The organism is Vibrio genomosp. F10 str. 9ZD137 (assembly GCF_049974785.1).
Taxonomy (GTDB): domain Bacteria; phylum Pseudomonadota; class Gammaproteobacteria; order Enterobacterales; family Vibrionaceae; genus Vibrio.
On the sequence record NZ_JBNGCJ010000894.1, the window covers coordinates 1 to 8,337 of the forward strand.

Consider the following 8,337-nt stretch of genomic DNA (forward strand, 5'->3'; position numbering starts at 1 on the left):
ATCGACAGTAACATGGCTATGTGGTGGTACCGCGTACGAGGTAAGCGGAGAGTCGCTTCCACACAGTTCACATTTAGATTGGCAGCGTTCTAGCATTGTTGCTTCAGAAGACATATTAGGCTCACATTCAATAAATTAAATAACGCGCATATTATCCACTTTATCCATATAAATGAAAGGGAGATTTATTGCTTAGAAAAAACCTGACCTATTCTTTGCAAACAAGAGCTCCCACAAGGGCATTTTGAACCCTATACGAGTTTATTTGCCTTCATGATACGCACATAGCCATCGGTGATGTTTTCCCTTTACCCACCAAAATAAGCGCGTCATACTTCTACGGCCTTTAAATTGCACTATACAGGAAGCATGTTGGAACTTTTATCTATTGATTGTCTTGGAAAACCGTTACGCCTTGAAGGTTCAATGGCTGGTTGGCAACAACTTTATTGGGACAACACACTCGTCTCTCAAAAAGACGCCTCTACCGATTCATCTGATCAGTCTGTTCATCAATTCACGTTGTTACACGGAGACGTAAACTTAAACTGCAAGCTGACATTAGAGTTGGTCTGGCAACCATTTATGTTGGACTACGCGTTATCCATCAATGAACAAGTCATAGAGCAAAATTCTCGGGATCATAAAGACATCGAGCAGCAGGTTCCTTTTAACCCACCAAAGGCAGACAGAAAGTTTAGCGTGATAGGCTTAGTGTCTTTGCTAATGAAAGGGCTTAAAAGTGCCAAGCTTATAAAAGTAGTGCTCGCATCGGCCAGTTTAGCGGCCTATTCGTGGCTTTTCTCTTTTCAATTTGCGTTGGCGCTGATCGCCTGTTTAGTGTTTCACGAATATGGCCACGTCAAAGCGATGAAGTATTTTGGAATGAAAACCAAAGGCATATATCTGGTCCCTTTTTTAGGCGGGCTCGCGCTCAGTGACGAAAAAATCAACACTCGATGGCAAGACGTCGTCATTTCGATCATGGGTCCTTTTTTTGGATTCCTGCTATCGATTGTTTTGGTTATCGCGTATTGGGTGACGGGTAACTTGTTTTTTGCAGGATTAGCGGTTTTCAACGCATTCCTAAACTTATTTAATCTGCTTCCGATTTTGCCCCTTGATGGCGGGCACATATTAAAGAGCATCAGTTTTTCGATGAACAGTGTCACCGGAATCGTACTGTGCGCTGCAGGTGCGATAGGCGGAATCGTTCTTAGCTACTCTCTCGGTCTCACGTTATTTGGATTCTTACTGATTATGGGCACTATCGAAATAGTCTTAGAGTGGAAACAAAGGCATCACAGCCACCTGTTGCCCTTAGATCGATACGGCCAAATTATTTCAAGCATTTGGTATGTGGGCTTGGTGTTCGGGCTGATTAGTATCATTGGGTACTTTGCTTCCACTGGAGATGCCTTGTTACAGCTGCCACTGCAAATATTGGGCACGTAAATAACGAGTATAGGCCCGGCGCTGTGCCAGCAAAGAGTACCGGCTACTCTCGTAAAAAAGAGCTTGCTAGTAACAACTGTTTGCCATTAATGAGTGGCAGTTAATAGAGTTCGTAAGGTTGACAACATCGTCGTTGGCAAAATCGTCGACCTTACATTCACGGGCACTTCATTGATAGGGTAACTGACTCTGGCTAGCTGGCTCTGGCTAGCTGCAACTAGGTTTAGCCACATTATAGCTAGGAAGTGATTGGATTTTAGCCTTTAAGTCATTGATTCTCGTGTTATGAGAAGGGTGGGTGGAGAGTAACTCTGGCGGTTGTGCACCACCGGATGCTTTCGCCATATTCTTCCAAAGATCAACGCTTTGGTTTGGATCAAAACCCGCCTGAGCCATAAACTCTAACCCTAAGATATCGGCTTCCGATTCTTGTGTTCGGCCATAAGGTAAAATAACACCATATTGCACACCCACACCCAACGCAGCCATCGTCATTGATTGATATTCAGCATATTCCGAAGCGCCTAAAGCAATGCTTGTCACTTGCATTCCAGCATTGGCTAACTGTGACTGAGACAGCCTTTCATTACTATGATCGGCGAGAACATGAGCGACTTCATGACCAATAACCGTAGCCAATTGATCCTGATTGGTAGCGACGTTCAATAACCCAGTATAAACCCCAATCTTTCCACCAGGGAGAGCAAAGGCGTTCACTTGCTCACTATCGAACACCACCACTTCCCATTCTTTAAAACTGGGTTGTGCGGGCACCGTTGTCAGCACCGCTTTGGCGACACATTGAACGTAATTATTCGTCTTAGTGTTTGTACTGATAGGCTGTTCTGCTTTCATTTGCTCAAAAGACTGAGCGCCTAACGAACTCATCTCTTGATCGGAAAATAAGATGATCTGATTCCTGCCTGTAGGAGAGGCGCTACAAGCTGTTAGAACAATAGTCGAACACAGAACCGACAATTTAAATAAGGTTTGCATTTACAATCTCCATATTGAAAGGCAAATTAGTCATTCTCTGACAGAGAATAAACTATAACGCAAACCAAAAGAGTGCTAAATGGCTATTTGGAAGAAACACATTGATTTAGAACAATTGAATTCAACGTCTAAAGATACCCTGATCGAACATTTAGAGATCAAATACACGGATGTTGATTCAGACAGTATATCTGCGACCATGCCGGTCAGTAAAATAACCCACCAACCGCTTGGCATGCTACACGGAGGTGCATCGGTCGTTCTTGCGGAAACGTTAGGATCAATCGCCGCAAATTTATGTGTCGATGAAAACCACTTTTGTGTCGGGCTGGATATCAATGCCAACCATATTCGTGCGATGCGATCAGGTACGGTAACGGGCAAAGCGACGCCATTACACCTTGGTGTTTCAACTCAAGTTTGGCAAATCAATATCACCGATGAACAAGCGCGTTTAATTTGCTCGAGTCGGCTAACGATTGCAGTAAAAAAGCGTCATACAAAAGAAAGGACATAGATCCATGGTCATTACGTTCTCCTTAGGGAAGATCATTGCCAATGCCCATGAGTTGATAGTCAAATTCGATGGCCAACAACAGGTTGTGTTACAGGCGCAAGCGGATTGCCTCACCTTAATTGGAAAGGGGACTAATGTATTGGTCGCCAACGGTAGCGGCTGCAAATGGTCACTAAAACTCGATAATGAACAACAAGTTAATGAATTAAGCATGCTAATGGGGTGTGCGGTCTCTGATTAACTTGATCCAAGACTAAAAAAAGGGGAAACTACACAAGTCCATACATCATTTGAGCTTTCCCCTTTATGAGTAGTCCACGTTTACGCGTTCAGTTTGAAACACTATTTACACACTTCAAAGGGCAAGACTCAGGCATTCAACTTGATGAGATCACCGAGATCCTCTTCTGCACTCGCCGAAACGCGCGGATCGTTCTTAACAAGATGGAAGAAGAAGGTTGGATCGAATGGAAACCAGCGCCTGGTCGTGGAAAGCTTTCTCAACTTAACTTCAAACGAAGTCGCAGTGATGTCAATGAAACTCTCGCTAAACAATATCTTGACGAAGGTCGGATTTCCCATGCTTTGTCGGTACTCGATAATGACAGTGCCAAATTGGCAAGGGTGATTGATGGTTACTTGGGCGTACAACACCAAGAAGGTCAACAAGTCATACGTTTACCGTATTATCGACCACTTTCAATGCTCAACACGAACAAAAATATGCGACGCTCTGAGCAACACATCGCTCAGCAAATATTCAGTGGGTTGACCCGACTTGACGACGCCGACAATTTACAGCCTGATTTAGCCCATAGCTGGGAAGCGTTATCAAACCGAGTATGGCGATTTTATATTCGGCCAAGAGTTCGCTTTCACACTGGAGTTGCTCTAGAGACGAATCACATCATTGAAAGCCTCTTATTACTTAAATCGACGCCTCTTTTTTCGCACATCGAACAGGTCACGTCACCCAGCGAATCGATTATTGATGTCACTTTATCTGCAGATGACAAACGCTTACCACTCTTGTTGGCGGAATCCTGCGCCAAGGTTTTATTACCTGATCACCTTAGAAACGATAATTTCGATATTATGCCGATTGGTACTGGCCCTTACCGAGTGGCAGAAAATAACGATAAGCGTTTGGTCTTACAGGCCTTTGATGGGTATTTTGGTTTTCGCCCCCTCATTGATCGAGTCGAGGTTTGGGTGATCGATGAAGTGCACTCTTCGATGATCTTTCCGAGTTTATCGAATCCGATCAAACCAGACATAAATAACCATAATGAAGAAGTTAAATTGGATCCTGGATGCACATACTTGCTGCTCAATCGACGGGATGGTCTAGCCTCATCGAATCAGTGGGCTGAGTATTTCACCCACAAGCTCCATACTATGAACTTATTCAGAATGCTACCGGATAAAACGCTGCTGGAACTGGGTGTATTACCGGCTCATGGGTTGAAGCCAGGCTGGTACCACCAAAGTCGTTCAAATTGCGCCGTTACCGCTCCTGCAGAAACAACGGTGACTATTGCTTATCATGCCCAGCACCCTATGTTTCCAACGTTAGCAAAAACCATCGAGAAGATTCTTCGAGAAGATGGGTTAAAAGTACACATGATTAAATACGACGTTGACGTACCGAATGCTGAAGAGATCGATATCTGGGTGAAACCAATGGGAATAGCGAACAACCGTGATGATGCGCTCGTAGGCTGGCTTCTCGATTACAGTGATATTCAAAAAATGAGCACCGATGAGCATTTTAAAAACTGGACTCACTTGGTTGATGCATGGCGAGCTGATGACAGCTTACCATTTCCTGGGCGGGCGTTAGGTCAATCTCTTGCTGAGCATTTGCAGCTTATTCCACTGTTTCACTGCTGGCTTGGTGTAAGCCAGGATCAATGTGGTTCCCTACAAAATGTAAAGTGCAACGCTCTTGGCTGGTTTGACTTTAGCAGAGCCTGGGTCAAACCCAGCATTAATGGAGATATGCCGAGTTAATGTCTAAACCCAACAAAAAGCAACCTGCAAGGACCGTTGATGTTTATTGCGCTAAATGTAAAACACCTTTGTATAAATACAGGAAAGGGGGAAAAGGCGCCCTAGTTAAATGTTTCCAGGAACGCATCGTTACCGACTTTACCGTAGAACTTGGAATCTGCCCTAAGTGCGGTATTTCATTCGCTAGAGAAACAATGATCAGAGGAATGCCCGCAAATAAGATTATTGGCGGAAAAGTTACCTTTAAATAGTTACTTAAATTAACCCTTTTTTAACAATTACCTTGATTCAACTCTCACTATCCACGTCTAAACCATCAAATTTCGGTCGCTTATTGATCTGTATCTATAATTTACGTAAAAAAATCGTTATGGGGTTTTATGTCTTTGTATAAATGTTAGAATTCAAACCAGTTACACTTTGTTACGTTTTGAATCTAGGAGTTACAAATGGACACAGCACTTGTCATCGCTTTTATCGTGACGTCTGTCATCATGATAAAAAAAGAGATGCCAAATAAATAATTTATCATTCGCCCAATTTCTGTTAACTTTTTGAATGAAAGATTACCCAAACCAGCATCTATTGCTGGTTTTTTCTTATTTGACGGCCCATTAAATCAGTTTGCAAGGAGCGGTATTGTGCTAAGTCCTCTTACTCTTGAAGCGTTACATATATTAGATGCAATAGAACGAAGAGGAAGTTTTGCCAGTGCTGCAAAAGAGTTAGGTCGAGCACCTTCATCACTCACTTATCAGATTCAAAAACTTGAGCAAGATTTGGATCTGATGATATTCGATCGATCTGGCCACAAAGCTATCTTTACCCAAGCAGGGCAGTTACTGCTAGAGCAAGGAAGGCATATCCTTGTGGCATCGAATGATCTCGTGAGCAAAGCTAAAGCATTAGCAAATGGGTGGGAGCTTGATATTACCATCGCGTTCGACGGCATCATCCCTGTTGGTAATTTGTTCCCTCTGGTCAGTAAGCTTGAAGAAGTCAGCAGCACTAAAGTTAAATTACAAGAGGAAATCTTAGCGGGTTGCTGGGAGTCTTTGGCTTTAAATCGAGCGGATCTTTTAATCTGCCCGAAAACATCAATGATCCCTCAGGATCTAAAAACAGAAGTGATCGGATCCATGTCAATGGTTTGGGTTGCATCTTACGATCATTATATCCATAAACGAGTGGGGGAATTTAATGATCAAGAGCGACAAAAATATAAGATCATCGCCATCGCGGATACGGCCTTGGAGCACCCAATTCAGTCTATTAACATCCTCGAGAAGCAACCTCAACTCACTGTTACAACATTCAACGCGAAAGTGGAAGCTCTGCTAGCGGGTCTTGGTATTGGCACCTTACCTCAGCAAGTCGCAGAGCCACTTATAAAGAGTCATAAGCTTAAAGCCATACAAGGCACCCAGAACCAAGATATTGAAATCGTGCTAGCCTGGCGCCGTAATAACATGGGTAATGCAAAAACCTGGTGCATCCGTTATCTAAAAAACCACTGGTCTTTACTTGCTTAGTTATACGTGCTTTGTTCTAAGTGCTTTCAGACCCTTGTTTAATGTCATCCATAAATAGCTCTAGGTCCGTCAATCATTGAGCCGAAGCACCATGTCTGCGGTTCCATCTGAAAATTGAACATCAAGTTCAAACCCGAGTTTCTGTGCCAGCGTCAGCATGCCTCGGTTGGTCGGCATCGTCATTCCAGATATTTGAGCTGTGCCTTTATCTTTACAATATTGAATGATCTTACCCATGAGGATCTTGCCTAACCCTATGCCTTTAAGATCGGAACGGATCAGTATGGCGAATTCGGCATCACTATTTTGATGATTGATTAAAGCACGAGACACCCCAATGATGGTCGGATTGCCTGCGGTATAGGTAACCGCAACGAAGGCCATTTCCCTGTCGTAATCAATCTGGGTAAAATTGGCCAGCGCCTCATGATTAAACTCACCAACATCAGTAAAAAATCGCTTATATAAATCGTCTTTTGATACCTTGTGGATAAACTCAGCATGGAGGGGCTCATCTTCAGGAAGAATTGGCCGCAGCAATATTTCTGTACCGTCTTTTAACGTCAGTTTTTGTTCCATTTCAACTGGATAAGGACGAATAGCTAATCGTTCGTGGGCGTCCTTTTTATAGCGAGATAAGACTAAATCCGCATCAAGGATAGTGAACTCGTTCCCATTGGCGAGTAGTGGATGGATATCAAGTTGTTGTACTTGAGGGCAATCGACCACCATTTGTGATAATCGCACTAAGAATTCAGATAGCCCATCAATATTCATAGGATCTGGAAGTTTTTGTGGTCGAATTTTCCCGCTTTTTATCGCTCTCACAATAAGGTAGCGAGCCAGTGTCATATTGAGCGGGGGCAGCGCAGCAGCAGCATCAATAGATTCATCCCACTCTGAACCACCTTGCCCGATCAATATAACAGGCCCAAATGTGTTGTCCGTAATGACTTTGATCCGTATTTCCTCGCCACCCGCCAATTTGCCCATACCCTGAACCAATAATCCATGAATATGAGCGGCAGGGTACGACAACTTGGTTCTATCAAGGATCGCTTGTGCTGCATTAGCAACTTCAACACTGTTTCTCAGATTGAGCATAACGCCATGAACATCAGACTTGTGCGCAATATCAGGAGAACGTAATTTCACCGCAACAGGGTAACCGATTTTTTCAGCGACATGCACCGCTTCACTCGCGTCAGAAGCAATCCATGTCGGTAATACATTAAAATTGAAATACTTTAAGAATGAACCGATCTGATGAGTATCCAACATCAAGGTATGATTTTGTTCCAACTTCTCCTCAATCCATTGTTTAGCATGATTAAGCTCGCCAATGTGAACCGGTTCAGCGGAGGTCGGGGTTTCCATTAATTGTTTTTGATTTCGTCGATATTCGACCAAATGCATGAAAGCAACAACCGCACTTTCTGGGGTGCGATACGTTGGAATTCCTGCTTGAGTAAAGATCTGTCTTGCAGGCTTAGCGGTAAGCTCGCCAGACCAATTGGTTAGAATATTGAATTGCTTATGTTTAGGGTGCGCTCTAATGGCGTCAACGATTTCTTGAGCTGTCTGCTCGGAAGGTGATACTGCCGACGGGCTATGCATGATCAAAATAGCGTCTGCGATATTACTGTCGAGTAAGACGTTGAGTGTATCGACATAGCGCCGATTTCCCGCGTCACCAACCATATCAATGGGGTTACTGTGCGACCAACTCTCTGGCAATACCGTACTGAGCCTATTTAGCGTTTCCTCATCTAGCTGAGCAAGTTTGCCACCGCGTTCTAACAGAGTATCTACGGCCATAATGGC

8 protein-coding genes and 1 pseudogene are annotated in these 8,337 nt (G+C 43.7%); 6 read left to right on the forward strand and 3 right to left on the reverse strand.

Translation table 11 applies throughout. The features are described 5' to 3' along the window. Positions 1 to 114 (reverse strand): annotated as a pseudogene (locus ACP45E_RS19900) (alkylphosphonate utilization protein); the annotation flags it as partial. A 258-nt stretch (positions 115 to 372) separates the two neighbouring features. Between ACP45E_RS19900 and ACP45E_RS19905 the strand changes: the two are divergent. Continuing rightward, entirely contained in the window at positions 373 to 1,455 is a 1,083-nt protein-coding gene (locus ACP45E_RS19905) for a site-2 protease family protein (RefSeq protein WP_026026611.1), read from the forward strand. A gap of 207 nt (positions 1,456 to 1,662) precedes the next feature. On the opposite strand, the gene ACP45E_RS19910 is transcribed toward ACP45E_RS19905, so the two are convergent. Next, entirely contained in the window at positions 1,663 to 2,451 is a 789-nt protein-coding gene (locus ACP45E_RS19910; protein ID WP_017037961.1) for a M48 family metallopeptidase, read from the reverse strand. Positions 2,452 to 2,530: 79 nt separating this feature from the next. Here ACP45E_RS19910 and ACP45E_RS19915 point away from each other — a divergent pair, with 79 nt between their 5' ends. The 5 genes from ACP45E_RS19915 (at position 2,531) to ACP45E_RS19935 (ending at position 6,513) form a co-directional block, all read left to right on the forward strand. After that, complete coding sequence (locus ACP45E_RS19915; protein ID WP_017037962.1) at positions 2,531 to 2,968, forward strand: hotdog fold thioesterase; 438 nt, start codon at positions 2,531 to 2,533, stop codon at positions 2,966 to 2,968. Between the two features lie 4 nt (positions 2,969 to 2,972). After that, a complete protein-coding gene (locus tag ACP45E_RS19920) occupies positions 2,973 to 3,209 on the forward strand; it encodes a DUF3389 family protein (protein ID WP_017037963.1) in 237 nt (78 codons plus the stop codon). 65 nt (positions 3,210 to 3,274) lie between these two features. Beyond that, complete coding sequence (locus tag ACP45E_RS19925) at positions 3,275 to 4,981, forward strand: SgrR family transcriptional regulator (protein WP_017037964.1); 1,707 nt, start codon at positions 3,275 to 3,277, stop codon at positions 4,979 to 4,981. Then, on the forward strand, positions 4,981 to 5,232 hold the full coding sequence (locus tag ACP45E_RS19930; RefSeq protein ID WP_017037965.1) for a hypothetical protein: 252 nt from the start codon (positions 4,981 to 4,983) through the stop codon (positions 5,230 to 5,232). The genes ACP45E_RS19925 and ACP45E_RS19930 overlap by 1 nt, the downstream gene beginning before the upstream one ends. 390 nt (positions 5,233 to 5,622) lie before the next feature. After that, positions 5,623 to 6,513: a LysR family transcriptional regulator gene (locus tag ACP45E_RS19935; protein WP_017037966.1), complete on the forward strand. Its 891-nt coding sequence runs from the start codon at positions 5,623 to 5,625 to the stop codon at positions 6,511 to 6,513. A gap of 69 nt (positions 6,514 to 6,582) precedes the next feature. On the opposite strand, the gene ACP45E_RS19940 is transcribed toward ACP45E_RS19935, so the two are convergent. Beyond that, on the reverse strand, positions 6,583 to 8,337 hold a 1,755-nt coding region (locus ACP45E_RS19940), incomplete at its 5' end, for a bifunctional acetate--CoA ligase family protein/GNAT family N-acetyltransferase (RefSeq protein WP_069585469.1).

What these genes read in the sequence shown, in the direction of transcription:
- ACP45E_RS19910 (WP_017037961.1), bottom strand. Translation starts at nt 2,451, where the DNA reads ATGCAAACCTTATTTAAATTGTCGGTTCTGTGTTCGACTATTGTTCTA.
- ACP45E_RS19915 (WP_017037962.1), top strand. Translation starts at nt 2,531, where the DNA reads ATGGCTATTTGGAAGAAACACATTGATTTAGAACAATTGAATTCAACG.
- ACP45E_RS19920 (WP_017037963.1), top strand. Translation starts at nt 2,973, where the DNA reads ATGGTCATTACGTTCTCCTTAGGGAAGATCATTGCCAATGCCCATGAG.
- ACP45E_RS19925 (WP_017037964.1), top strand. Translation starts at nt 3,275, where the DNA reads ATGAGTAGTCCACGTTTACGCGTTCAGTTTGAAACACTATTTACACAC.
- ACP45E_RS19930 (WP_017037965.1), top strand. Translation starts at nt 4,981, where the DNA reads ATGTCTAAACCCAACAAAAAGCAACCTGCAAGGACCGTTGATGTTTAT.